Origin of the sequence: Clavibacter capsici (assembly GCF_001280205.1) — a bacterium.
In the GTDB taxonomy this organism is placed as follows: Bacteria; Actinomycetota; Actinomycetes; order Actinomycetales; family Microbacteriaceae; genus Clavibacter; species Clavibacter capsici.
Genome location: NZ_CP012573.1, coordinates 706737 through 731446, shown reverse-complemented (window position 1 = coordinate 731446; position 24710 = coordinate 706737). Strand labels below are relative to the sequence as shown.

The window sequence follows — 24710 nt, the reverse complement described above, 5'->3', positions numbered from 1 at the left end:
CGGGCCGGGCGTCGGCCAGCGGGATCGCCTGCTCGGCGTCGCCCGTGCCGGTGCCCGTCGCGGGAGCGGGCGCCGGTGCGGGGCCGGAGCGGGCGCCGGCGTCGTCGGCGCGGGCGTCGGCGTGGGCGTGACGGGCGCCGAGGACGCCGTCAGCGGCCGGACGGCGAGGTCGTCGAAGGAGACGGCCTGGGGGTCGGAGGAGGCCGAGAGGTACGACCAGACGCGCGCGCCGGATCCCGACGCGAGGCGCGCCCCGCTCGTGTCGGCCGTCACCGCCTGCCAGGCCGGGGTGGCCTGCCCGTCGAGCCAGGCGCGGGCGTCCACGGACACGGTGCCGCTGCCGGAGACGCGCGACTGGAGCGTGATCGCCTGGCCGGGCTGCACGCCGCGGGCCACGACGGCGCCGGGCACGAGGGTGGTCTGCGTGGCCGTCGACCCGGTGACGCGGATGATGGACAGCCAGGCCGTGCCGCCGCTGTCGACCCGCACGGTCGACTGGTAGTAGGACGACCCGGTGACGCGCTGCTGGAGCCCGGCCGAGACGCCGTTGCCGGCGGAGGGGACGCGCGGCATGGTGATGCGCACCGTCGACTCGCTGTCGGCGGGCACCGACGTCGGAAGGGTGGCGGCGGCCGCGGTGCCGGAGCGCCCGAGGTCGATGACGCCGCGCGCGCCGTTCACGCGGAAGGAGGAGGACACGTCGTGCGAGTAGGCGGCGGCACCGGACGGGGCGCCCCATCCCCCGCTCGCGCTGCGGGTGAAGGAGTCGGAGAACACGGGCGCGCCGGCGACGAGGCCCTGGCCGCCGGCCGCGTGCGCGGGCTCGGGGCGGTGAGGACGGCCGGGACGGCGAGGGCGATCGCGACGGCCACGGCCAGCGCGGGGCGGAGGGAGCGCGTCCGGGCGACGGGCTCCTCGTGCTCATGGGTGCGGATGGGGTTCGGGTGGGGGTGCATGCGGGCGGGTCCTCGCTCGGATCGGTCCGTCAGACAGGCTGATGAAAACCCACCAGATGGGTGGGGTTCGTTGAATGTAACCCAGAAACGGCCCGTCGTGTCCCCCGAATGGAGGTCACGATGCCGGTGCCGGGACCAGTACCGCGGGATCCCGGGGATGCCCCCCGTTCGGGTATCCTCCTTCCGCGATCGGCCGGGTCGCCCGTAAGATCACCGGCAGGCCCACCCGCTCCCCGCCGCCCCACCCAGGCGGCCGACGTACCCGCGTCGCACGAGCGGCGCGGCCCCGCCCGGCGTACCCGCACCGGGCTGCACCCGATCCCGCACCCCGGCGTACCCGCGCCCGGTCGCGGCCACCCGGAAGAACGACGAGCCATGACCCGTATCGGCTACGCCGCTGGAGCATTCGACCTGTTCCACGTCGGCCACCTCAACATCCTCAAGCACGCCAAGAGCCGCTGCGACGTCCTCATCGCGGGCGTGGTCTCCGACGAGATGCTCGAGCTGAACAAGGGCATCACGCCCGTGGTGCCGCTCGCCGAGCGCCTCGAGATCGTCAGCCACATCAGCTACGTCGACGAGGCGCGCGCGGAGACGCTGCCCGACAAGCTCGACACGTGGCGCGAGGTCGGCTTCGACGTCTTCTTCAAGGGCGACGACTGGCGCGGCACCCCGAAGGGCGAGCGCCTGGAGGCCGAGTTCGCGGCCGTCGGCGTGGAGGTCGTGTACTTCCCGTACACGATGCACACCTCGAGCACCCGGCTGCGCCGCGCGCTCGACGTGCTCAGCGGCGTCGGCGCGGCGGCCGCCTCGCCGCTCGCGACGCTCCCGCAGCCGGCCGGGCACGGGACGCCGTCGCTGGTCGGCCGCTAGCCGGATCCGCCGTCGCCGGCCGGCCCGGCCGTCGCGCGATCAGGCGGCCGGAGCCCCGAGCCGGTCGGCCGCGCGCTCGGTCGCCTCGAGCAGCGCGTCGAGGATCCCCGGCTCGTCGAACGCGTGCCCCGCGTCCGGCACCATCGTGAAGCGCGCCTCGGGGAGCGCCCGGTGCAGGTCCCAGGCGGTGGCGGGCGGGGTGCACATGTCGTAGCGGCCCTGCACGATCTCCGTCGGGATCCCGCGGAGGAGGTGGGCGTCGCGGATGAGCTGGCCGTCCTCCATCCACCCGCCGTGCATGAAGTAGTGGTTCTCGATGCGCGCGAACGCGAGCGCGTACGTCGGCTCGGCGAACCGGGCGACGACCTCGGGCTTCGGCAGCAGCGTGATGCCCGACGCCTCCCACGTGGACCAGGCGACCGCGGCCGGCCCGTGCACCGCGGGGTCGGGATCCGCGAGGAGCCGCGCGTACGCCGCGATGATCCCGCCGCGCTCGACGCCGGGGACGGGGGCGGTGAACGCCTCCCAACCGTCGGGGTAGACCATGCCGGCGGGGCCCTCGTAGAACCAGTCGAGCTCGCTGGCGCGGAGCGTGAAGATGCCGCGGAGGATCAGGCCGGTCACGCGCGCGGGGTACGTCTCGGCGTAGGCGAGCGCGAGGGTCGAGCCCCAGGATCCGCCGAACACCAGCCAGCGCTCGACGCCCAGGTGCTCGCGGAGCCGCTCGAGGTCGGCCACGAGGTGCCAGGTGGTGTTGACGGAGAGGTCGGCCGAGGGCTCGGAGACGTGCGGGGTGCTCCGCCCGCAGCCGCGCTGGTCGACGAGCACGATGCGGTAGCGCGCCGGGTCGAACAGGCGCCGGTGGGTCGGGCTCGTGCCGCCGCCCGGCCCGCCGTGCAGGAAGACGACGGGGATCCCGTCGGGGTTCCCCGAGACCTCCCAGTACAGGAGCTGGCCGTCCCCCACGTCGAGCATGCCGGTGTCGTGCGGGTCGATCTCGGGGAAGAGGCTCTGCATGCGACGAGCCTACGGGCGGCCGGCGTGCCCGGGCGCGGCCGGCCCCGGCGAGCGCCCGCGACACCAGGACGGGGGTCGGCGCACCGGCCGGCGCCGCGTAGCCTTCCAGTCAGTCGCACGCATCCCACCCGGAGACGAGGATCCATTGCCCGCCCTGCCCGTGAGGCGATCGTCGCCGGAGACCGGTCGCCGGGCGGCCATGCGGCCGCTGGCGCCGCTGGTCTCCGCCGCGGCCGCGCTCGTCGGGCGCCCCACCCTGCGCCTGCACCTCCACGTCTACATGCGCGAGATGGAGGCCGCGATCTTCCCGCCGCACGACGACGCGGCCAGCGTCCCGGGGCCGGATCCGGAGCGGATCCTGTTCCTCGGCGACATCGGCGTGGCCGGCTACGGCGTGCTCCTCTCCGGCATGGCCATGCCCGCGCAGGTCGCGTCGCGGCGCGCGGCGAGCACGGGCCGCGGCGTGGGGTGGGAGAGCATCGCGGCGTACGACATGACGGCGCGCAAGGCCGCCTCCGCCGTCGCCGACCGCGTGGCCGCGCCCCTCGACCTCGCGGTGGTCGCGCTCGGCATCCCCGACGTGCTCGTCGCGACCTCGGCCGAGGAGTGGATCGACCGGCTGACCGGCATCGTCGGCACCATCCGCGCCCATGCCGGTGACGGGTGCCGCGTCGTCGTCACGGGCATCCCGCCGATGGACAGGTTCCAGCCGATCCCCATGATCGCCCGGAAGCTGCTGCAGACCCAGGTGTCCCGGCTCAACCGCGCGACGGCCCTGCTGGACGACCCGGAGCACGGCGTGGTCCACGCCCCCTACCCGGACATCTCGGGCACGCGCCTGCACGTCCGCGACCGCTTCTCCTACCGGGTGATGCACGCGCACTGGGCCGAGGCGATCATGCCGTTCCTCGGCGAACCGCGGCCCGCCGCCGGCTGACGGGGCGGGCGCCCTCGGGATGCGCGCGCTCGGCCCGCGGCCGTAGCCTCGTCGCATGAGCGACTCCTCCGCGATCCCCGCCGACCTCGCCGACGTCCCCTGGGCCCGGGGCGCCTGGACGACCGAGCCGGAGGCCGTGCAGATCCACGACAGCGGCATGGACGTGACCGCCCGCGAGGGCAGCGACGCGTGGCGCACCACCTCCTACGGCTTCGTGCACGACACCGAGCACGCGCTGCTCGCCCCGCTCGCGCCGGGCACCGCGGTGGAGGTGGCGTTCACGCTGGATCTCCGCGAGCAGTTCGACCAGGCGGGCGTCTTCGTGCGGGTCGACGCGGAGACGTGGATCAAGGCGGGCGTCGAGCGCAGCGACGGCGAGGACGGCCTCGGCGCGGTCGTCACGCGCGGCGTCTCCGACTGGTCGCTCGCCCCGGTGCCCGGCTGGTCGGGCCGGCTCGTCACCATCCGCGCGAGCCGCTCCGGCGACGCCCTCACGGTGCGCGCCCGGGTCGACGACGAGCCCTGGCGCCTCGTGCGGGTCGCGCCGCTGGATCCCGACGCCGCGGCGACCGCCGGCCCCTTCTGCTGCGCCCCCACCCGCGCGGGATTCACGGCCCGCTTCGCGTCGTGGCGCACGGGACCGGCGGACCGGGCGCTGCACGCCTAGACCCGCCCCGCGCCGGGCTACCGCGCCTTCTTCTTCTCGCTCTTCTCCATGCGCGGCGCGGAGCCGTCCGCGATCCGGGCGTCGCGGTACGCGCGCGCCTCGTCCTGGCGGGCACGCTCCTCGCCCGACGCGACCGCCGCGCGCACGTGCGCCGGCGTGTAGCCGAAGGAGTCGACGAGGTCCTGCGCGTGCGGGCGGAGGCGCGCGACGAGCCGGTCGACGTAGGCCGTGACGGCGCGGGCGCGCGCCGAGCTGATGCGGCCGTGGATGAGGTACCAGGCCAGGTCCTCCTCGATGAGGCGGAGGCCGAACAGGTCGCGGGTCCAGGTGAGGATCCGGCGGGTGCCGTCGTCCATGGCGCGGCCGGTCTCCGACGCGGGGTCCAGCGCCTCGGTGAACGCCTCCCACTGCAGCAGCTGCGCGTGCGCGCGGGCCGCCTCGATGAGCGCGTCCTGGTGCCGGTTGAAGAGCGCGGCGGCCTCGGCCGGCGCCATCTTCCTCGTGGCGCGGAGGGCGGTCGCGATCTCGCCGACCATCGTCTCCACGCGTCCGGTCAGCAGCGCGCGCTGGGTCTCGGTCTCGCGGAGCTGCCCGACCGAGCGGGCGGTGGATCCCCGGTCCGCGAGCGCCTGCCCGAGCGTGCGCAGGCCGGTCGAGCGCAGCGTGCGGTCCGCGGCCTGCTCGACCGCGTAGCGCGCGAGCACCCCGAAGTCGGCCTTCGCGAAGCGCTTGTTCACGTCGGTGAGCAGGCGCTTGGCGACGAGCTGGAGGAGCACCGTGTTGTCGCCCTCGAAGGTCGCGTAGACGTCGAGGTCGGCGCGGAGGCCGACGAGGCGGTTCTCGGCGAGGAAGCCCTGGCCGCCGCACGCCTCGCGGGCCTCCTGGATCGTGTCGAGCGCGTGCCAGGTGCTGAGCGGCTTGAGCGCGGCGGCGAGCGTCTCGAGGTCCTGCCGGTCCTCGTCCGTGTCGGTCCTGCCGGAGAACACGGAGTCGAACTGCGCGAGGAGCTTCTCGTGCGCGAAGGACGCGGCGTAGGTCGTGGCGATGCGCGGGATCAGCCGGCGCTGGTGCCGCTGGTAGTCGAGCAGCACCTCCTCGTCGGTGCCGCCCGCGACGAACTGGCGGCGCTCGTTGCCGTAGGTGACCGCGATCTGCAGCGCGATCTTGGCGGCGCTGGTCGCGGCGCCGTCGAGCGAGACGCGGCCCTGCACGAGCGTGCCGAGCATGGTGAAGAAGCGACGCCCGGGGCTCGCGATCTCGGACGTGTAGGTGCCGTCCTCGGCCACGTCGCCGTAGCGGTTGAGGAGGTTCGCGCGCGGCACGCGCACGTGGTCGAAGTGCAGGCGGCCGTTGTCGATCCCGTTGAGGCCGCCCTTGAGGCCGTCGTCCTCGCCGCCGACGCCGGGCAGGAACGCGCCGGTCTCGTCGCGCAGCGGCACGTAGAAGCAGTGCACGCCGTGGTTCACGCCCTGCGTGACGAGCTGCGCGAACACCGTGGCGGCGCGGCCGTCCACCGCGGCGTTGCCGAGGTAGTCCTTCCACGCGGCGCGGAACGGGGTGTGCAGGTCGAACTCGCCCGTGCCGGGATCGTAGGTCGCGGTCGTGCCGATGCTCGCGACGTCGGAGCCGTGGCCGGTCTCGGTCATGGCGAACGCGCCGGGGATCTCGAGCGTCATGATCCCGGGCAGCAGCTCGCGGTGGTGGCGCTCGGTGCCGAGGTGCATCACCGCGGAGCCGAACAGGCCCCACTGCACGCCGGCCTTGATCTGGAGCGACGGATCCGCCGCGACGAGCTCCTCGAAGCCGGCGATGTTGCCGCCGTGGTCCTCGAGCCCCCCGACGGACACGGGGAAGGCGCGGTGCACGCCGCCGTGCTCGACGAGCACCTCCAGCTGCTGGCGCACGCGCGCCCGGTGCTGGTGCATGTCGAGCCCCTCGACGCGGTGCAGCTCGGGGCGGCTCGTCAGCTCACGGGACGAGCGACGGACGTCGGCCCATCGGCCGAGGAGCACGCGGCCCAGCCCCTCGATGTCGACGCGCGGACCGGCCCCCGTGTCCGCGCGCCCGTCGGTGCGGTCGAGCTCCTGCGCGACCTCGGCGTCCACGTCCCCGGCGACGGGGACGCCCGCCTCGCGGAGCGCGCCCTCGTGGGGCGCGCCGCCGTCCTGCGGGCCCGCGGCGGGGCCTCGTCCCCTCGTGCCGCGGGTGGTGCGTCCTCGTGCCGCCGTGTCGACCATGGATCCTCCGTGCCGTCGCCTGCGCCGGCGTCCCTGCCGGCACCGGCCACGCTATGCACGGATCCTCCACCTGCCGAATATCACGTCGCGGGCCTCCAACGCGCTCCCGCGGCGGGCGGGCGGAGGTTGTGGGAACCCTCAGCCCGGAGCGGATCCGGCCTACGCGCGGGCGCCGCGCGCGCTCACCCGCTGCGGCACGCCCCACGGGTTCGCGGTGCGCAGCGGCTCGGGCAGGAGCGCGTCGGGCACGCCCTGGAACGCGACGCCGCGGAGGAGCCGGTCGAGCGACGCGGTGCCGACGCTCGTGCCGCGGTCGAGCGTGGTGGCGGGCCAGGGTCCGCCGTGCTGCTGCGCGTCGGTGACGGAGACGCCGGTCGGCCAGGCGTCGACGAGCACGCGGCCGGCGCGGGCGGCGAGCACGCGGATCAGCCGGGCCGCGGCCTCGTCGGCCTCGCCCTCGCCGAGGTGGACGCTCGCGGTCAGCTCGCCCGTGAACGTGCGGGCGGCGAGCGCCGCGAGGTCGGTGCCCGCGGGGTACTCCACGAGGAGCGCGAACGGGCCGAAGACCTCGTGGCGGAGCGCGTCGCCCGCGGCCTCGAAGTCGGCGAGCGCGACGGCGGCGATCGTGGGGGTGACGGATCCGTCGTCGCCCGCGGGCGCGCGGCCCTCGGCCACGAGGCGCACGCCGTCGACCGCGATCGCGGCGGCGCGGCCGTCGGCGTAGCCCTCGGCGATCCTCCCGTTGAGCATGCCGTGCGGCGCGACGGCGCCGGCCTCCTCCGCGAGCACGGCGTCGAGGCCGTGGCCCGCGGGGACCAGCACGATGCCGGGCGCGGTGCAGAGCTGCCCGGCGGATCCGGCGGCGCTCGCCACGAGGGCGCGCGCGATGCCCTCCCCGCGCTCCGCGACCGCGCGCTCGGTGAGGACGACCGGGTTGACGCTGCCCAGCTCCCCGAAGAACGGGATCGGGTCGGGGCGGGCCGCGGCGACGTCGGCGAGGAAGCGGCCGGCGCGGAGCGACCCCGTGAAGGTGGCGGCGCGGATCCGCGGGTCGCGCAGCATCGCGAGCCCCGCCTCCTCGCCCTCGATCAGCTGGAGCGCGCCCTCGGGCAGGCCGGCCTCGACGAGCGCGGCGGAGGCGGCGGCCGCGACGCGGCGCGACAGCTCGGGGTGCCCCGGGTGCGCCTTGACCACGACCGGGCAGCCGACGGCGAGCGCCGAAGCCGTGTCCCCGCCCGCGACCGAGAACGCGAACGGGAAGTTCGACGCCGCGAAGTTGAGCACCGGGCCGACGGGCACGAGGCACCGGCGGATGTCGGGGCGCGGGGTGGGCGCGGCCTCCGGATCCGCGTGGTCGATGCGCGCGTCCAGGTACCGGCCGTCGCGGACGGCCGCCGCGAGGATCCGCAGCTGCACGGTGGTGCGCGTCAGCTCCCCCGCGAGGCGGCCGGGCGCGAGCGCGGTCTCCCGCTCCGCGACGGGCAGCAGCTCGGGGCGGATCGCCTCGAGCGCGTCGGCCACCGCCTCGAGCGCGCGGGCGCGGGCGGCCGGGGCGAGGGCGGCGAGCGGGGCGGCGGCCTCCGCGGCGCGCGCGGCGACGGCGTCCACGGTCTCCGCCACGGTCGGGTCGGTGGTCGGGTCGGTCTCGTGCGGGGTCATGTCTCTCCTCGGTGGGGGCGTCGGCTCAGAACCGGAAGCCGCTCGGGAACGGGTCGGTGGGATCGAGCAGGTACTGGCCCATGCCGGTGATCCACGCGCGGCCCGTGATGGCCGGGATGATCGCGGGCCGGCCGGCGACGGTCGTCTCCCGGAGGATCCGGCCGGTGAAGCGGCTGCCGATGAACGACTCGTTGACGAACTCGTCGCCGACCGCCAGCTCGCCGCGCGCCCACAGCTCGGCCATGCGCGCGGACGTGCCGGTGCCGCACGGCGAGCGGTCGAACCAGCCGGGGTGGATCGCCATGGCGTGCCGGGAGAGCCCGGCGTCCGATCCGGGCGCGAGGAACTCGACGTGGTGGCAGTGGTCGACGCCCGTGATCTCCGGATGCGACGGCGCGTCCTGGTCGTTGATCGCGCCCATGATCGCGAGCCCGGCCTGGAGGATCTCCTGCTGACGCTCCCGGTCGAACGGCAGCCCCACGTCGTCCAGCTCCACGACCGCGTAGAAGTTGCCGCCGAACGCGAGGCTGTACGGCACGGTGCCGTAGCCGGGCACCTCGATCGAGGCGTCGAGCCGCTCCACGTACGAGGGCACGTTCTCGATCGTGACCGACGCGGCGCGCCCGTCCTCGACGTCGACCCGCGCGATCACGAGGCCCGCCGGGGTGTCGAGCCGGATGGTGGTGACCGGCTCCTGCACCTCCACGAGCCCGGTCTCCACCAGCACGGTCGCGACGCCGATGGTGCCGTGGCCGCACATCGGCAGGCAGCCGGACACCTCGATGTAGAGGACGCCCCAGTCGCAGTCGTCGCGCGTGGGCGGCTGCAGGATCGCGCCGCTCATGGCCGCATGGCCGCGCGGCTCGGTCATGAGCAGGAGCCGCAGGTGGTCGAGGTTCTCGATGAGGTGCAGGCGGCGCTCGTTCATGGTGGAGCCGGGGATCACGCCGAAGCCGCTCGTGACGACGCGGGTCGGCATGCCCTCCGTGTGCGAGTCGACGGCGTGGAAGACGCGGGAGGACCTCATCCGTCGATCATCGTCCGGCGAGGTGGTCGAGCGCGCGGCGGGTGTCGCGCGTGACCTGCTCCGCGACGGCGGCCGGCAGCGGCGCGCGCGGCGGACGCGTGGGGCCGCCCGTGCTCTCGCCGGCCACGTCGATCGACAGCTTGATGGCCTGCACGAACTCGGTGCGCGAGTCCCAGCGGAACACGGGCACGAGGTGGCGGTACAGCTCCTTCGCCTCCTCGATGCGGCCGCTGGTCGCGAGCCCGTAGAGCTCGACGGCCTCGCGCGGGAAGGCGTTCGGGTAGCCCGCGAACCAGCCGACCGCGCCCATGATGAGCGACTCGAGCAGCAGGTCGTCGGCGCCCGCGATCACGTCGAGGCCCGTCAGGTCCTGGATCTCCGTCACGCGGCGGATGTCGCCGGAGAACTCCTTGATCGCCACGACGTTCTCGAGCGCGTCGAGCCGTCGGAGGAGCTCGGGCGTCAGGTCGACCTTGGTGTCGAACGGGTTGTTGTAGGCCATGATCGGCAGGCCCACCTCGTCGACGCGCGCGTAGTGCTCGACGACCTCGTCGTCGCTCGCCCGGTAGATGGTGGGCGGCAGGAGCAGCACGCCGTCGGCGCCGTCCTCGGCCGCGAGCTCGGCCCACTTCCTCGCCTGGTGCCAGCCGACGCCGTGCACGCCCGCGACGACGATCCCGCGGTCGCCGACCGTCTCGACCGCGACCTGCACGACCTTCCGGCGCTCCTCGTCGGTGAGCGACGAGTACTCGCCGAGGGATCCGTTCGGCCCGACGCCGCGGCAGCCGTTCGCCATGAGCCAGTCGCAGTGCCGGGCGTACGCGTCGTAGTCGACGGCGAGGCCGGCGGGGGCCGACGCGTCCTCGCGGAACGGCAGCGTGGTGGCGACGACGACGCCTCCGAGGTCCAGGGCGGGTGCGGTCATGGCGTGTCCTTCCGGTCGGTGGTGCGGGGCGGTGCGGGGGTGGTCGGGGAGGCGGGAGCGGGCTCCGGCGGCGGGTCGTCGACGCCGGGGCGGCCGCGGCGAGGGACGGGGGTCCGGCGTCGCGGCGGTCGTGGGCGGCGGCGAGCTCGCCGAGGCGCACGGGCGAGGCGATGGGGCGGCGGTCGGAGCCGGGGGCGGCGGAGGCGGGCGGCACGGCGGGTGCGGCTCCGCACGCCGGCGCGTCCGCCGCGAGCAGCTCCTCCACGGTCCGCCCGCACACGCGGCCCTGGCAGATGCCGAGGCCGGCGCGCGTGGCGAGCTTCATGGAGCGCAGGTCGGTGGAGGAGGCGGCGCGGGCGGTCGCGCGGATCCGGCCGACGGGCACCTCCTCGCAGCGGCACGCGAGCGTGTCGTCGCGCAGCCAGCCGGTCCAGCCGGGGCGGATCCCGTGCGCGGCCTCGATGCGGCCGGCCACGTCGTGCGCGACCGCGCGGCGGCGGACGGCGGGCGCGACGGCGGCGTCGGACGGGGATCCGCCCGCGGCGCAGTGCCCCGCGACCTCGCCCTCCGCGAGCGCCTGGTCCACTCCCCCGATGCCCGTGATCTCGCCGGCGGCGTAGACGCCCGCCGGTCCAGCTCCCTGCGACGCGTCGACCTCGACGAACCGGTCGGGCCCGATGCGGCACCCCGCGGCGATGGGCAGCTCGAGGCGCGGCGTGAACCCGTGGCCGACGCACACGGCGTCCACGGCGATCCGCCGCTCGGTGCCCGGGATCGGCGCCCACGACGCGTCGAGGCGCTGCACGGTGACGGCCTCGACGCGGTCGGTCCCGTGCGCGGCGACGACCGCGCTGCCGGTGGCGTACCCGATCCGCTCGCGCGCCAGCACGGAGACGTACCCCGCGAGCTCGGCGGCCTTGTGCGGCGCCCGGGCGAGGCCGAGCGGATCCCGCAGCCAGCCGCGCGCGAGCGCCGGCACGCGCGCGGCCTCGTGGATCCCCACGACGCGCGCCCCGGCCTGCACGAGCGAGACGGCGACGGGGAGGAGGAAGGGGCCCGCGCCGGCGACGACCACCCGGTCGCCGATCGCCACGCGCTCGCCCTTCGCCAGCGCCTGGGCGGCACCCGCGGTGAAGACGCCCGGCAGGTCCCAGCCGGGGAAGGGCAGCGTGCGGTCGTGCGCGCCGGTCGCGAGGACGAGCGCGTCCGGGCGGAGGGTCAGGGGTGCGCGGCGGGATCCGTCGACCTGGCCGACGAGCACGTGGAGCACCGCGGCGGGAGCGTGGACGGCGCCGTCGGCCGGCCGCTCGATCGCCCACACCTGCGCGCCGGTCACGATCGCGCAGCCGTCGTCGGCCGCGAGCCGCTCGCGGAGCGCGGTGAACGCGTCCCAGCCGTGGTGCAGGATCCGCTCGCGCGCGGCCGGCCGCGAGGCCGGCAGGTGCCGCCAGTACTGGCCGCCCAGCTCGTCCGACGCGTCGAGCAGCGTGACCCGCGCCCCGCGACCCCGGGCGACGACCGCGGCGGCGAGCCCCGCGGGTCCCGCGCCGACCACGACGACGTGCCGCCGGTCGTCCGCGGCGCTCACGAGGCCTCCCCCGCCGCGTCGGCGTCGGGCACGGTCGCGCCCGGTCCGGTCTCCACCACGTCGCCCTCGACCGCGCGGCGCTGGCAGGCGCGCACGTCGGGCAGGCCGTTCACGGTGACGGTGCAGTCGAAGCACACGCCGATCCCGCAGAAGACGCCGCGCGGGCGCCCCGCGCTCGCGGTCGTGCGCCAGGCGAGCGTGCCGGAGGCGAGGAGCGCGCCCGCGATGGTCTGGCCGCGCAGGCCCTCGACGGGATCCCCGTCCACGGTGAAGCGCACGGCATCGCCGGGTGCCGGCCGGATCGGGTCGCAGGCCGGATCCACGCGCCGCGGCGTCACGCGCGCACCCGCTGCGGGTCGGCCGCCACGGCCCCGGGCATCGCGAGCCCGAGCGAGGCGCGCGCGACCGAGAACGGCCGCACGTCGAGCGGTGTCGCCGCGCCCGTCATCTGCGCCGCGATGAGGTCGGCCGTCGCGACCGACAGCCCGATCCCGGCGCCCTCGTGCCCGCTCGCGTGCCAGAGGCCCGGCAGCCGCGGATCCGGGCCGACGACGGGCAGGTGGTCGGGCAGGTACGGGCGGAAGCCGCCGTAGGACCGCATGGCGTTCGCGTCGGCGAGGAAGGGGAACAGCCGCACGGCCTTCGCGGCGAGCTCCTCGAGCACGGCCACGCGCAGCGACGCGTCGAAGCCGACGCGCTCGCGGCTGGATCCGATGAGCACCGTCCCGGACGGCGTCGACTCGACGACGCCCGAGGTCTGCAGCGCCCCGTCGCCGGAGCCGACGGCGCCCACGTAGTCGCCGTCGTAGACCTTGTGGAGGATGCGGTGGGGCATGCGCGTGGTGACGAGCACGACCCCGCGCCGCGGCAGCACGGGCAGCTCGACGCCGAGGGCGCGCGCCACCTCCCCCGACCAGGGCCCCGCGGCGACGAGCACGTCGTCGGCGGGGATGTCGCCCGCGCTCGTCCGCACGCCGCGGAGCGCGCCGTCCGCGTCGAGCAGCGGCCCGATGACCTCGACGCCGGTGCGCACGACGGCGCCCGCCCGCCGGGCCGAGGCCGCGAGCGCCTCGGTCGCGATGGCGGGCTGCACCTGCGCGTCCTCGGGGTAGTGCACGGCCGCGGTGATCGCGGGGTTCAGCCACGGCTCCAGCTCGAGGGCGCGGCGCACGTCGACGGGGATCGCGGCGACGCCCGCGGAGCGCTGGGTCGCCGCGAAGGAGAGGAGGGGATCCGCGCCCTCGTCGGTGGTCGTGACGACGAGCCCGCCCTTGGGCTCGTACTCGATGGAGGGGAGAGCGTCGCCCAGCTCGTCCGCGAGCTCGGCGGCGACCTCGGGCCAGCGGCGGGCGGCGAGCTGCGCGAGCTCGAGCTCCGCGCCGGGGCCCTTGTCGGACACGAGGATGTTGCCCTCGCCCTGCGCGCTCGTGCCGGACGCGACCGCGGCCCGCTCGACGACCGTGACGCGGATCCCGGCCCGGGCGAGCGACCGGGCGCACGCGGCGCCGACGATGCCTCCCCCGACGACGACCACGTGACGCGTCATGCGGTCCCTCGTCTCACGGGTCGGAAGCGCCTGGATCAGGCGGCGGTGGTCGGCGATGACAGTAATATGTCACACATCGTGCGGCAGGGGAAGCTCCCCGTGGAGGAACCGGCTCAGGCCCGCGCGGAAGCGGGATCCACGACGCCGTCGCCCTCGTCCTCGGCCTCGCCGCGACCCGCCCACCAGCCGGTGGCGTGGCGGATGTGCCGCACCATGAGCTCGTGCGCCGCGGCGCCGTCGCCCGCGACGAGCGCCCGCAGCAGCTCGTGGTGCTCGGCGGCCGACGCGTCGAGCATGGCGCTCTCCTTCATCGACGCGAGGCCGACGAGGCGCGTGCGCGAGCGGAGGTCCGCGATGGACTCCGTGAGGACGGGGTTCCCGAGCATGCGCGTGAGCGACAGGTGGAACTCCTGGTCGGCCTCGAGGTACGCGCGGAGGTCGCCGTCGCGCGCACCCTGCTCGATCCGGTCGGCGAGCGCCTCCAGGTCAGGCAGCTCCCGGTCGGGCACCCGCCCCGCGAGCCGCTCCATGGCCGGCGCCTCGAGGAGCTGGCGCACCTGCACGAGGTGGCCGAGCTCCTCGTCGCTCACCGCCGTGACGCGGAAGCCCTTGTTGCGCACGGTCTCGACGAACCCGCGCTTCTCGAGCTCGAGCATCGCCTCGCGCACGGGGGTGGCGGAGACGTCGAAGCGCACCGCGAGCGTCGGCACCGTGATGAGCGTGCCCGGCTCCAGCTCGCCGGAGACGATGGCCGCGGACAGGGCCTGGTGCACGTGCTCGCGCAGGCTCGCGCGGGGCGGTGCGGGACGCAGTGCGGAGAGGCTCACGCGGGTCCTCCTCCTCGGGTCAGGACGGGGTCCCCTGCTCGCGCATCCAGGACTCCAGGCCCCGTGCGTCGATCGGCAGCGCGTCCGACAGCACGTCGGACCCCGTCTGCGTCACCACGATATCGTCTTCGATCCGCACGCCGATGCCCCGGAGCTCCGGCGGCACCATCGCGTCGTCCGGCGGGAAGTAGAGGCCGGGCTCGACCGTCAGCACCATGCCCGCCTCCACCTCGCGGGCGTACGCGGCGGTCCCGGCGCCCGAGCAGTCGTGCACGTCGAGGCCGAGGTGGTGCCCGATCCCGCAGACCAGCCAGCGCCGGTGGTGCTGGCCGGCCGGGGAGAGCGCCTCGTCGACCGAGACGGGCAGGATCCCGAGGTCGTCGAGCCCCTGCGCGACCACCTCCATGGACGCGTGGTGGAAGTCGACGAGCGGACGGCCGGGGGCCACCGCCTCGAGGCCGGCGCGGTGCGCGCGCTCGACGACGTCGTGCACGAGCCGCTGCTCGGGCGTGAACGAGCCGTCCACGGGGATCGTGCGGGTGACGTCGGCCGTGTAGAGGCTCCGGGCCTCCACGCCCATGTCGAGGAGCACGAGCTCGCCGTCGCGGAGGGGGCCGTCGCAGCGCACCCAGTGCAGGATCGTCGCGTGGCCGCCGCCCCCCACGATGGTGGCGTAGCCGGGGCCGTTGCCGACCGTGCGCGCATGCCGGTCGAAGGTGCCCTGCAGCCAGCGCTCGCCCCCGTGGGACCGGGCCTCGGGGATCGCCCGGACGACCTCGGCGAAGCCCTCGACCGTGTCGTCGACCGCGCGGCGCAGCTCCTCGATCTCCCACGCGTCCTTGATCACGCGCAGCTCGCCGATCCCCGCCACGAGGCCGGCGTCGCGGGGCACGTCGGCGAGGGCGGACGGGACGCCCGTGACGGCGCCCGCGCGGCGCACGTCACGGACGCCGGCGAGGTCGCGCGCGAGGCGGTCGGGGTCGCGCACCGGGATCCCGAGCGCTCGCTGCCAGTCGGCGTGCGCGGGCGCGGGGCCGACCCAGAGCTCGCCGTGGTCGGCGTCGGAGAAGAACCGCGGGTCGCCCGGGTGCGCGGGCGCGGGCACGTGCAGCACGGCGTCGTGGCCGCCCGGCACCGCGTGCATCACGAGCACGGCGCCCTCGATCTGCACGCCCGTGAGCCAGACGAAGTCGCTGTCGGCGCGGAAGGCGTAGCGGCAGTCGTCGTTGCGGGTGGGCGCGTACCCGCTCACGACCGCCATCGTCACGCCCGGCATCGCGGCGCTCAGCCGGGCCCGGTGCGCGGCGGCCGCCTCGACGGCGCCGGGCACGGTCGTCGGCGTGCGATCGGGCGTGATCCACCCGCCCGCCATGAGCTCGCGGAACGCGGGCACCTCGGCGAGGCGGGGCGGACGGCGGTCGTCGGCGGGCGGCGTCGCCGCGGTCGTGTCGTGGGTCGTGTCGGTCATCGGGGCAGGCCTCCTCCATCGCGGGCGATCGTGTCCATCAGCCGGCCGAGGACGCCGGGCGCCCCCAGTCCGTCGTGCTCGTGCTCGTTCGTGATCCACGCGCGGGCGCTCCCCACGCGCGCGACCGTCTCCTGCTGCAGGCCCGCGTCCACGTACATGTCGTCGTGGTAGATCGCGGCGGCGACGGGCACCTCGTTGGCGGCGAGCCGGGCCGGGTCGTAGAGCTCGGGCCAGTCGTCGCGCCGCGCCATCTCCTCGACCGCGCCGCGGAAGGGGCGCAGCAGCCGGATCTCCTCGAACATCCAGGGGTACATCATCTCGCCGGTGAGCAGCAGCGGCCGGGCGCTCGGCGCGAAGGCCGGGTGCCGGCCGCGCTCCCGCTCGGCGGCCCACGCGGTGGCGGGACGGGTGCCGGACGCGTAGATGCTCTCCTGCATCGCCGCGAACAGCGGGTTGGCGGCGTAGGAGGTGAGGCGCTGGATCTCGGCGAGCAGCACGTCGGTGGGCTCGCCGCGGTCGTCGAGCGCCTCGTCGAGCAGCGCGTGGATCCGCTCCCGCCCGGGCCCCATGCCGAGGTCGATCCCGATGGTCTGCAGGCGGCGGACCGTGAGCGCGTCGCCGTCGGGCAGCGTCACGTCGCCCGCCGCGAGCCGGTCGGCGAGGCGCGACAGGATCCCGACGTCGCCCGGGTAGCGCGCGTGGTAGCCGGCGTTCTTGGCGACCGTGCGCGGGTAGGTGCGGCGGTACACCTCCTCGGCGGAGGGGTCGAGGGAGGCGAGGCCCCCCGTCACGTAGCAGGCCGACAGGGCCTCCGGCGCGAGCGACAGGTAGGTGAGCGTGAGGAAGCCGCCGTAGCTCTGGCCGAGCGTCGACCAGCGGCGCCCGCCCTCGAGGTGCTGCCGGAGCGCCTCCGCGTCCTGCACGATCGAGTCGGCCCGGAAGAGCGCGAGGTACCGGGCGGCGGATGCGTGGTCCTCACCGAAGCGCAGCATGGTGCGCGCCGTGACGGGCGTGCTCCGCCCGGTGCCGCGCTGGTCGAGGAGCACCACGCGGTGCGTGCGGAGGGCGTGGCCGATCCAGCCGCCGTCGTCGATGACGCGCGGCGACTTCCCGCCCGGCCCGCCCTGGAGGTAGAGGAGCGCGGGCAGGTCGTCGGCCCGGCGGTCGGGGGCGACGAGCTCGCGGGCGAAGACGGTGATCGTCGCCGTGGGCTCGCCGGCGCGCGCCGCCGCCCAGTCGAGCGGCACCTCGACCTGGTGGTCGGTGACGTGCACGCCGGGGACGGTCGCCGATCCGACGATCACGCGGCCGACCCGTCCGACGTGCGCACGGCGCCCGTGCTGAGCGATCCCGGCGCGAGCCCCGCGGCGGCCCGCGCGGCCTCGCGACGGCGGTCCCACTCGGGATCGATGCGCGGCACGGCGTCCAGCAGCGACCGCGTGTACGGGTGCTGCGGGCGCTCGAAGACGTCGTCGCGCGTCCCCTCCTCCACGACCTTCCCGGCGCTCATCACGGCGACGCGGTCGGAGAGCTGCCGCACGACGGCGAGGTCGTGCGCGATGAAGACGTAGCTGAGGCCGCGCTCGCGCTGGAGGTCGCGCAGCAGCGCGATGACCCGCGCCTGCACCGTCACGTCGAGCGCGGAGACCGCCTCGTCGCACACGATGAGGCCCGGGCTCACGGCGAGCGCCCGCGCGATCCCGATGCGCTGGCACTGCCCGCCGGAGAACTGGGCCGGGTAGCGCTGCGCGTGGTCCGGGTCCAGGCCCACCCGGTCGAGCAGGTCGCGCACGAGCCTCCCGTGCCCGCCGGGCGTCGTGATGCCCTGGTACCGCAGGGGCGCGCTGATGATCTGCTCCACCGTGTGCCGCGGGTTGAGCGACGACGCCGGATCCTGGAACACCACCTGCACCTGCCGCCGGAACTCCCGCAGCCGGGCGCCCGTCGCGTGCGTCATGTCCTCGCCCTTCAGCGCGAACGTGCCGGACGTGGGGTCGAGCAGGTGGGCGACGATGCGCGCGGTCGTCGACTTGCCGGATCCGGACTCCCCCACGATCGAGAGCGTCTGCCCGGTCGGCACGTCGAGGCTCACGCCGTCGACGGCGCGGAAGCGGCGCACGGGCGGTCGGAGCCCGCGGCCGCCGCGCGTCACGTACTCCTTCACGAGGTCGCGGGCGGAGAGGAAGGGCTCCGGGGTCCCGGTGGGGGCGTCGTGCGTGCTCATGAGGCGGATCCCGTCGTCGGTCGGTCGTAGGCGGCGTCGATGCGGGGGATCGCCTCGAGCAGGGCGTGCGTGTACGGGTCCTCCGGCGCGGTGAACACGCGCTCGGCGGTGCCGCTCTCCACGCGGTGCCCGCCCTGCATGACGAGCACCTCGTCGGCGAGGGAGGACACGACGGCGAGGTCGTGCGTGATCACGAGCATCCCCATCCCCGTCTCGGCGCGGATGGAGCGCAGCAGGTCGAGGATCTGCGCCTGCACCGTCACGTCGAGCGCCGTGGTCGGCTCGTCCGCGATCAGCAGCTCGGGCTCGAGGCACAGCGCCATCGCGATCATGATGCGCTGGCGCATGCCGCCGGAGAACTGGTGCGGGTAGTGGTCCACGCGCGTCGAGGCCTCCGTGATGCCGACCCGCTCGAGCGCCGCGACCACCGTCGACCGCACGGCCTTCCGGGATCCCGGACGGTGCGCCCGGTACGCCTCCTCGATCTGCAGCCCCACGGTGAAGTAGGGGTTGAGCGAGGACAGCGGATCCTGGAACACCATGGCCATCCGGTCGCCCCGCATCGCGCGCAGCTCCCTGTCCGACCGCCCGACGAGCTCCTCGCCCGCGAGCCGGATGCTGCCGGTGACCTCGCCGCCGCGGGGCACGAGTCCCATGACGGCGAGCGAGGTCATCGACTTGCCGGAGCCCGACTCCCCCACGATGCCGAGGGTGCTGTCGGGCTCCACGCGGAAGGAGAGGTCCTTCACCACCTCGACCGGCCCCCGCGAGGTGGGGAACGCGATGGTGAGGTGCTCGACCTCGAGGAGCGGGGTCCCGGGGACGGCCCGGGCGGGCGGCTGGTGCGGTGCGGTGGCGGTCACGCGGTGATCCTCACTCGGGGGTCGAGCACGGTGTACAGCACGTCGACGACCACGTTCCCGACGACCACGAAGGCCGCGGCGAGGAGCGTGACGCCCATGATGACGGGCTGGTCGTTCTTGGCGATGGAGTCGGCGGCGAGCTTGCCGACGCCGTTGAGCCCGAAGACGGTCTCCGTGATGAGGGCCCCGCCGAGCAGCCCGGCGAAGTCCATGCCGAACAGGGTGACGACGGGCGTGAGCGACGGCCGCAGCGCGTGCCGGCGGATCACGAGCGCCGCCGACAGGCCCTTGGCCCGCGCGGTGCGCAGGTAGTCCTCCTGCAGCGTGTCGATCACGTTGGCCCGCACGATCCGCGCGTACACGGACGCGTACCCGAGGGCGAGCACGAGCCACGGCATGATGTAGGACTGGAGCCACACGACGGGGTCGTCGCCGAAGTCCACGGACTGCGGGAACGGCAGCACCTGCAGCTGCACCACGAGCACGTACTGCAGGAGCAGCGCCGCGAAGTACGTCGGCACGCTGATCCCGGTCAGCGCCGCCGTCATGGCGGCCCGGTCCCACACGGTGCCCTGCTTGATCGCGCTGACGAGGCCGCCGGCCACGCCGAAGACGACCCAGAGGACCGCCGCGCCGACCGCGAGCGTGATGCTCACGGGCAGGCGGGACACGATCATGTCGAGCACCGACTGCTGCGTCTGGAAGCTGAAGCCGAGGCACGGCGCCGCGCACTGGATCGCGGTCGCGCCCTCGCCGTACGAGCGGCCCGTGAAGATGCCGGCGAGGAAGTCGCCGTACTGCGCCCAGAACGGCCGGTCGAGGCCGAGGAGCTGGCGGATGGAGTCGATCTTGTCCGGCGTGCAGGTCTTGCCGCAGATGGTGACGGCGGGGTCCGGCTGGAGCAGGAAGAAGATCATGTAGGTGAACAGGCTGATGAGCGCGAGCACGATCAGCGCGGATCCGGCCCGGCGGACGAGGTAGCCGATCATGCCGCCTCCCCCTGCTCGAGCGCGGTGCGGAGGTGGTCGCCGAAGACCGTGAACGACAGCACGGTGAGGAAGAGGAACGAGCCCGGCACGATGAAGTACGCGGGGTCGACCGTGTACCAGGCCACCGAGTCGGCGATCATCTGGCCCCACGACGGCGTCGGCGGCTGCACGCCGACACCCAGGAACGACAGGCCCGCCTCGGTGCCGATGTAGCTCGGCACCGCGAGCGTGGCGAGCACGATGATCGTGCCGCGCAGGTTCGGCAGCACCTCCCGGAAGACCACCCGCATCGAGGAGGCGCCGGACGCCCGGGCCGCCTCCACGAAGTCCCGGGTGCGGATCGTCATGGTCTGGCCGCGCACGATGCGCGCCGTGTACGGCCAGCCGAAGATGCTGAGCACCACGACGAGGAGCGCCGGCCGGTTGCCCGCGGGCAGCGCCGACAGGATGGCGATCATGAAGATCAGCGCCGGGAAGGCCATGAGGAAGTCCATGACCCGCGACACGACCTGGTCGACGATCCCGCCGAAGTAGCCCGCGACCATGCCGAGCACCACGCCGACCGTCGTGGTGACGACCGTGGCGGAGACCGCGATGAGCAGGGACACCCGGGCGCCGTACGCGATGCGGGCGAAGATGTCGCGCCCGTTCTGCGGCTCGACGCCGAACCAGTGCGAGGCGCTCACGCCGCCGAACGGGCCGACGGGCAGGCCGCCGAGGACGGGGTCCACGGCCGTGGCGTCGAAGGTCGTCGGCCCCCACCCGGTGATCCCGGACAGGAGCGGCGCGAACACCGCGAGCACGAGGACGAGCACCACGAACGCGGCGCTCGCGATCACGGACGGCGTCGACCGGAGGGCGGCGACCACGCGCGTGGCCGGCGTGACGGCCGGCGGCCGTCCCGTCGGGTACGCGGGGGCGGAGTCGGGCACCGGGGCGCCCTGGAGTGCGGCGGTCACCGCCTACTTCCCCGTGTGGAGGCCGATGGTGGCGAAGTCGATGCCGCCTGCCCAGAGGGGGTTCGAGTAGGCGTTCCGCACGTCCTGCCCGACCACCATGACGGTCTGTCCGAAGAGGAGCGGCACGGTCGGCGCGAGCTGCTGGATCTGCTCGTCGAGGTCGCCCCACGCCGTCTTCGCCGCGTCGAGGTCGGTCATGGCGGACACCTCGTCGATCTTGGCGTTCACCGCCGGGTCGTCGAGCTGCGACAGGTCGTTGTTGCCCTTCTCGCTGATCTGGCGGCCGTCGAAGAGCGTCGGCAGGACGGTGCTGGCGGAGCGCCAGTCGGGGCACCAGCCCGTGACGGCGGCGTCGTGCTGCTGCGACGGGGTGCCGATGGTCTCGTAGTACGTGGCGGTGTCGATGATGTTGAGCTCGAGCGTGATGCCCGCCTTGGCGAGCGACTGCTGCAGCGCCTCTGCCTGCTTCTGCGCCGTGGGCAGGTTGCGCACGTCGAGCGTCATGGTGAAGCCGTCGGGGAGCCCGGCCTCGGTCAGCAGCGCCTTCGCCTTGTCGACGTCGCCCGCGCTGTCGGTGCTCGGGTACAGGTCGAAGTCCTTGTGCCCGGGGATGGTGGGGGTGAGCATCGTCGAGGCCGGCGACGCGAGCATGGGCCCGCCGGCGACGTCCGCGAGGGACTTCTTGTCGACCGCGTAGGCGATCGCCTGGCGGACGCGGACGTCGTCGAGGTGCGGCTTCGTCGTGTTGAGGCCGAGGTAGGTGGTGCAGCCGAAGTCGCCGGAGACGGTGCGCGCCTTGAGCGCGGGCGTCTGGATCCGGGACACCGAGGCGGCCGTGATCGCGCCGGCGATCGCCTGCTTGTCGTCGCCCTGCCCGGCGAGCATGCGCTCGTCGATGGTGGCCTGGTCGAGTCCGATGGTGAACTGCCACGCGTCGGGCTTGGCCGTGCGCACGTCGTCGGTGGCCTGGTCCCACTCGGGGTTCCGCTCGAGGGTGAGGGAGGATCCCGCGGTGCGGGCCGTGACCCGGTACGGGCCGGAGGCGATCGGCTGCTGGTCGATGCTCGTGACCGTCACCTTCTCCTTGTCCGCCGGGAACGGCGTGAACGTGCTCTGCGCCGCGACGCTCGCGAACTCCGGCACCGGGCGGTTGAGGTGGAAGACGATGGTCCTCTCGTCCGGGGTCTCGATGGAGGAGAGGTCGCCCGACTCGTAGGGCCCCTTGTACGACTCGGCGCCGGCGAGGTAGAGGCGCGTGTACGGCGTGCCGATGGCGAGCGCCGGGTCGAACGAGCGCTCGACGCCGAACTTGACGGACTCGCTCGTGATCGGGGAGCCGTCCTCGAACTTGAGACCGTCCTTCAGCGTGAAGGTCCACACCGTCGCGTCCTCGTTGGGGGTGCCCGTGTCGGTCGCGAGGTCGGGGGCGATCGTCGCGCCGTCCTTCCCCGACGACGTCGTCAGCGTGCGGTAGATGAGCCGGTAGAGGTTCTGGACGCCGGTGTCGTACCCCATCTCCGGGTCGAGGTGCGAGAAGTCGGTGCTCTGCAGCACGTGCATGGTGCCGCCGGTGTCGGCCGGGCCGGTGACGTCGCCGCTCCCGCCGCCGCCTCCGGCGCCGGCGCAGGACGTGAGGGCGAGGCTGGCGGCGACGGCCAGCCCGACTGCGGTGATTCGTCTGTTCATCGGACTCTCGTTTCGTGGATGGCGGCCGGAGCGCACCGGGTGGGGAGTGACGGACGGGGTCGTGCGATGGGTGGGAGGGGAGGTGGAGGTGCGCGCGATCGCCCCGGATCGGGTGGATCCGGGGTGCCGCGCGCGGACGGGGCGTCAGCCGGTGTCGGCCGCGCGGATCCAGACGCGCATCGCCCCCGCGTCCCGGTTGCCCCACAGGGCGTACGGGACGAGGACCGCGTCGACGGGGTCGGCCGACGGGGCGGGGGCGGCGGTGCCGGGGACGACCTCGGGGTAGAGCTCGTCGGGTGCGGGCACCGCGCGGCGGAGACGGAGCGAAAGCGCGACGCCGGACGCGGGATCCGTGGCGGCGGACGCGGGACCCCACGGCGCGTCGACCGGCAGCGGCACGGTGCGCGCCGCCGCCAGGTCGCGCGGGTCGAGGAGCAGGTCGTCGACGGGTGCGCCGGCGTCCTCCTGCTCGACGGCGTAGACCACGGGGCCGCGGGCGACCGCGAGGCTGCCGCGCGTCGCGTCGAGGTGCGGGTGGGATCCGAGGGCGCGCACGGGCATGTCGAGCTCGACCACGAGCGCGTCCCCGGGGGCCCAGGCGCGGGTGGCGCGGATCCACCGGTCGGCGGCCGCCGCGTCGACCTCGGCGGAACCGTCGGCGCCCTGCACGACCGCGGTCGCCGAGCGGCACCAGCCCGGGCGGCGCAGCACGATGCCGGCCTCCGCACCGGACGCGCGCAGCACCTCGACGCGGATCGACCCGTCCCACGGGTACGCGGTCGTGACGCGCACGTCGAGCGCGGCGGTGCGGATCACGCACGCGGCCGGGTGCGCGATCACGAGGTCGTCGCCGTCCCGCACCGCCACGTGGTCCTGCAGCTCGCTCATCCAGCGCACGATGTTCGGCGGGCAGCACGGGCAGGTGAACCACGGCCGGCGGAGGAGCTCGCCCTCGACCTCCGCGCCCGACTGCGCGTGGTGGTCGGGGCGTCGCTGGAGCGGGTTGTCGTAGAAGAAGCCCGTGCCGTCCGCGGAGAGGCCCACGGCGTAGGCGTTCAGCAGCACCGTCTCGTGCGCGTCGAGGAACCGCGGCTCGCCGGTCGCGAGGAAGAGGCGCCAGGCCCACTGCATCACGGCGATCGCGGCGCACGTCTCGCTGTAGGAGCGCTCGCTCGGCAGCTCGTAGGCGTCGCCGATGGCCTCGTCCGAGTGGCGGCTGCCGAGCCCGCCCGTGACGTAGAGGCGGGTGCGCACGGCGTCGTCGAAGAGGCGGATGGAGGCGGCGAGCAGCTCCGCGTCGCCCGTCTCCGTCGCCACGTCCGTGGCGCCCGCGGCCAGGTACGCCATGCGCACGGCGTGACCCGTGACGGCGGGCATCTCCCGGAACGGATGCGCGTCCTGGAAGTACTCGGCCGGGAAGATCCGCGTGGCGACCGTGCCGTGGCCGCGCCGGTCGACGAACGCGGACGCGAGGTCGAGGTACGCGCGCTCCCCCGTCTCGCGGTGCAGCTCGACGAGCGCCATCTCGACCTCGGGGTGCCCGCACACCTCGGCGCGCCCGTCGGGGCCGAACTCCCGCACCGCGGCGTCGGCGAACCGGCGGGCGACCGCGAGGAGGCGGCCCTCGCCGCCCTGCCGGGAGTCGGCGACGGCGGCCTGGATCAGGTGCCCGAGGTTGTAGAGCTCGTGGCCCCAGGCGAGGTCCGACCAGGGCTCGCGGTCGGATCCGGGCCGCTGCACGTACGAGCCGATGTAGCCGTCGTCGGCCTGCACGCGCTCGAGCACGTCCGTCGCCTCGGCGAGGAAGGCGCGCATCCCCGGGGTGGCGACGCCGCGCCCGACCTCGTACGCGACGCCCTCGAGGGTCTTGTAGACGTCGGTGTCGAGGAACGGATAGCGCGGCACGGGCCGCTCGCCGGGGCCGTCCACCGCCGCGCGGAGGTCGTCGAGGTTGCCGGCGGCGGCCATCGACGCGATCGCGTGCGGGATGGTCCGCTCCCGGTTGCGCTCCTGCCACGCGCCGAGCAGGCCGCCCTCCAGGGCGACCTCCCCGGCCCCGAGCGGCTGCCGGGATCCGGTGGTGGGGAGCACGGCCGGGCGACGTGCTGCGGCGCGGATGTCGTCCGCGCCTGCTCCGCTGACTGCCATGTCACTCCCTCGCCCCGCCTCGGGTGGCCGGTGGTAGGTGACATATTACAAATACGCGTACGGGTGTTGGCAATGGCCGGGTCGCGTCCGCGACCTCCCGTTACACGCTGTTTA

21 protein-coding genes and 1 pseudogene are annotated in these 24710 nt (G+C 74.9%); 5 read left to right on the top strand and 17 right to left on the bottom strand.

Going from position 1 to position 24710, the window contains the following annotated elements; genetic code table 11:
- Positions 1 to 127 precede the first annotated feature (127 nt).
- The 3 genes from AES38_RS16185 to AES38_RS03630 all read left to right on the top strand — a co-directional run bounded on the left by AES38_RS16185 (position 128) and on the right by AES38_RS03630 (position 1829).
- Positions 128 to 502 carry a hypothetical protein gene (locus AES38_RS16185; protein ID WP_256998849.1) on the top strand — a complete coding sequence of 125 codons (375 nt, stop codon included), beginning with the start codon at positions 128 to 130 and terminating at the stop codon, positions 500 to 502.
- Between the two features lie 12 nt (positions 503 to 514).
- Positions 515 to 712: a hypothetical protein gene (locus AES38_RS16180; protein ID WP_256998848.1), complete on the top strand. Its 198-nt coding sequence runs from the start codon at positions 515 to 517 to the stop codon at positions 710 to 712.
- Between the two features lie 619 nt (positions 713 to 1331).
- Complete coding sequence (locus AES38_RS03630) at positions 1332 to 1829, top strand: FAD synthase family protein (protein WP_053773829.1); 498 nt, start codon at positions 1332 to 1334, stop codon at positions 1827 to 1829.
- 39 nt (positions 1830 to 1868) lie between these two features.
- Here AES38_RS03630 and pip read toward each other — a convergent pair whose 3' ends face one another.
- The gene (pip, locus tag AES38_RS03625; protein WP_053773828.1) at positions 1869 to 2846 is read right to left on the bottom strand and encodes a prolyl aminopeptidase; all 978 of its coding nucleotides are present in this window, start codon (positions 2844 to 2846) and stop codon (positions 1869 to 1871) included.
- A 145-nt stretch (positions 2847 to 2991) separates the two neighbouring features.
- On the opposite strand from pip, the gene AES38_RS03620 reads away from it, so the two are divergent.
- A complete protein-coding gene (locus tag AES38_RS03620) occupies positions 2992 to 3783 on the top strand; it encodes an SGNH/GDSL hydrolase family protein (protein ID WP_053773827.1) in 792 nt (263 codons plus the stop codon).
- A gap of 55 nt (positions 3784 to 3838) precedes the next feature.
- Positions 3839 to 4450, top strand: coding sequence for a DUF1349 domain-containing protein (locus AES38_RS03615; RefSeq protein ID WP_157883507.1), 612 nt, complete (start codon positions 3839 to 3841; stop codon positions 4448 to 4450).
- A gap of 17 nt (positions 4451 to 4467) precedes the next feature.
- On the opposite strand, the gene AES38_RS03610 is transcribed toward AES38_RS03615, so the two are convergent.
- The 16 genes and pseudogenes from AES38_RS03610 to AES38_RS03535 all read right to left on the bottom strand — a co-directional run bounded on the left by AES38_RS03610 (position 4468) and on the right by AES38_RS03535 (position 24596).
- Positions 4468 to 6687, bottom strand: a complete 2220-nt coding sequence (locus tag AES38_RS03610) for an acyl-CoA dehydrogenase family protein (RefSeq protein ID WP_053773826.1) — start codon at positions 6685 to 6687, stop codon at positions 4468 to 4470.
- Positions 6688 to 6846: 159 nt separating this feature from the next.
- Positions 6847 to 8346: an aldehyde dehydrogenase (NADP(+)) gene (locus tag AES38_RS03605; RefSeq protein ID WP_053773825.1), complete on the bottom strand. Its 1500-nt coding sequence runs from the start codon at positions 8344 to 8346 to the stop codon at positions 6847 to 6849.
- 25 nt (positions 8347 to 8371) lie between these two features.
- Positions 8372 to 9373 (bottom strand): proline racemase family protein, encoded by a 1002-nt coding sequence (locus AES38_RS03600; protein ID WP_053773824.1) that lies wholly within the window; start codon positions 9371 to 9373, stop codon positions 8372 to 8374.
- 7 nt (positions 9374 to 9380) lie between these two features.
- Complete coding sequence (locus tag AES38_RS03595) at positions 9381 to 10298, bottom strand: dihydrodipicolinate synthase family protein (RefSeq protein ID WP_053773823.1); 918 nt, start codon at positions 10296 to 10298, stop codon at positions 9381 to 9383.
- Positions 10299 to 10605: 307 nt separating this feature from the next.
- Positions 10606 to 11853 (bottom strand): annotated as a pseudogene (locus AES38_RS15400) (FAD-dependent oxidoreductase); the annotation flags it as partial.
- A gap of 29 nt (positions 11854 to 11882) precedes the next feature.
- Positions 11883 to 12224: a (2Fe-2S)-binding protein gene (locus AES38_RS03585; RefSeq protein ID WP_072174606.1), complete on the bottom strand. Its 342-nt coding sequence runs from the start codon at positions 12222 to 12224 to the stop codon at positions 11883 to 11885.
- On the bottom strand, positions 12221 to 13432 hold the full coding sequence (locus AES38_RS03580) for an NAD(P)/FAD-dependent oxidoreductase (protein ID WP_053773821.1): 1212 nt from the start codon (positions 13430 to 13432) through the stop codon (positions 12221 to 12223). The genes AES38_RS03585 and AES38_RS03580 overlap by 4 nt, the downstream gene beginning before the upstream one ends.
- Positions 13433 to 13545: 113 nt before the next feature.
- Positions 13546 to 14259: a GntR family transcriptional regulator gene (locus tag AES38_RS03575; protein WP_053773820.1), complete on the bottom strand. Its 714-nt coding sequence runs from the start codon at positions 14257 to 14259 to the stop codon at positions 13546 to 13548.
- Between the two features lie 19 nt (positions 14260 to 14278).
- The gene (locus AES38_RS03570; RefSeq protein ID WP_053773819.1) at positions 14279 to 15727 is read right to left on the bottom strand and encodes an aminopeptidase P family protein; all 1449 of its coding nucleotides are present in this window, start codon (positions 15725 to 15727) and stop codon (positions 14279 to 14281) included.
- Positions 15724 to 17031, bottom strand: a complete 1308-nt coding sequence (locus AES38_RS03565) for an alpha/beta fold hydrolase (RefSeq protein ID WP_053775647.1) — start codon at positions 17029 to 17031, stop codon at positions 15724 to 15726. The genes AES38_RS03570 and AES38_RS03565 overlap by 4 nt, the downstream gene beginning before the upstream one ends.
- Complete coding sequence (locus AES38_RS03560) at positions 17028 to 17951, bottom strand: ATP-binding cassette domain-containing protein (RefSeq protein ID WP_053773818.1); 924 nt, start codon at positions 17949 to 17951, stop codon at positions 17028 to 17030. The genes AES38_RS03565 and AES38_RS03560 overlap by 4 nt, the downstream gene beginning before the upstream one ends.
- Positions 17948 to 18814 (bottom strand): ABC transporter ATP-binding protein, encoded by an 867-nt coding sequence (locus AES38_RS03555; protein WP_053773817.1) that lies wholly within the window; start codon positions 18812 to 18814, stop codon positions 17948 to 17950. Before AES38_RS03555 ends, AES38_RS03560 begins: the two co-directional genes overlap by 4 nt.
- A complete protein-coding gene (locus tag AES38_RS03550) occupies positions 18811 to 19803 on the bottom strand; it encodes an ABC transporter permease (RefSeq protein WP_053773816.1) in 993 nt (330 codons plus the stop codon). Before AES38_RS03550 ends, AES38_RS03555 begins: the two co-directional genes overlap by 4 nt.
- Positions 19800 to 20762 carry an ABC transporter permease gene (locus AES38_RS03545; RefSeq protein ID WP_053773815.1) on the bottom strand — a complete coding sequence of 321 codons (963 nt, stop codon included), beginning with the start codon at positions 20760 to 20762 and terminating at the stop codon, positions 19800 to 19802. Before AES38_RS03545 ends, AES38_RS03550 begins: the two co-directional genes overlap by 4 nt.
- 3 nt (positions 20763 to 20765) lie before the next feature.
- The gene (locus AES38_RS03540; protein ID WP_053773814.1) at positions 20766 to 22448 is read right to left on the bottom strand and encodes an ABC transporter substrate-binding protein; all 1683 of its coding nucleotides are present in this window, start codon (positions 22446 to 22448) and stop codon (positions 20766 to 20768) included.
- A gap of 144 nt (positions 22449 to 22592) precedes the next feature.
- Entirely contained in the window at positions 22593 to 24596 is a 2004-nt protein-coding gene (locus tag AES38_RS03535) for a glycoside hydrolase family 127 protein (protein ID WP_053773813.1), read from the bottom strand.
- Positions 24597 to 24710 lie beyond the last annotated feature (114 nt).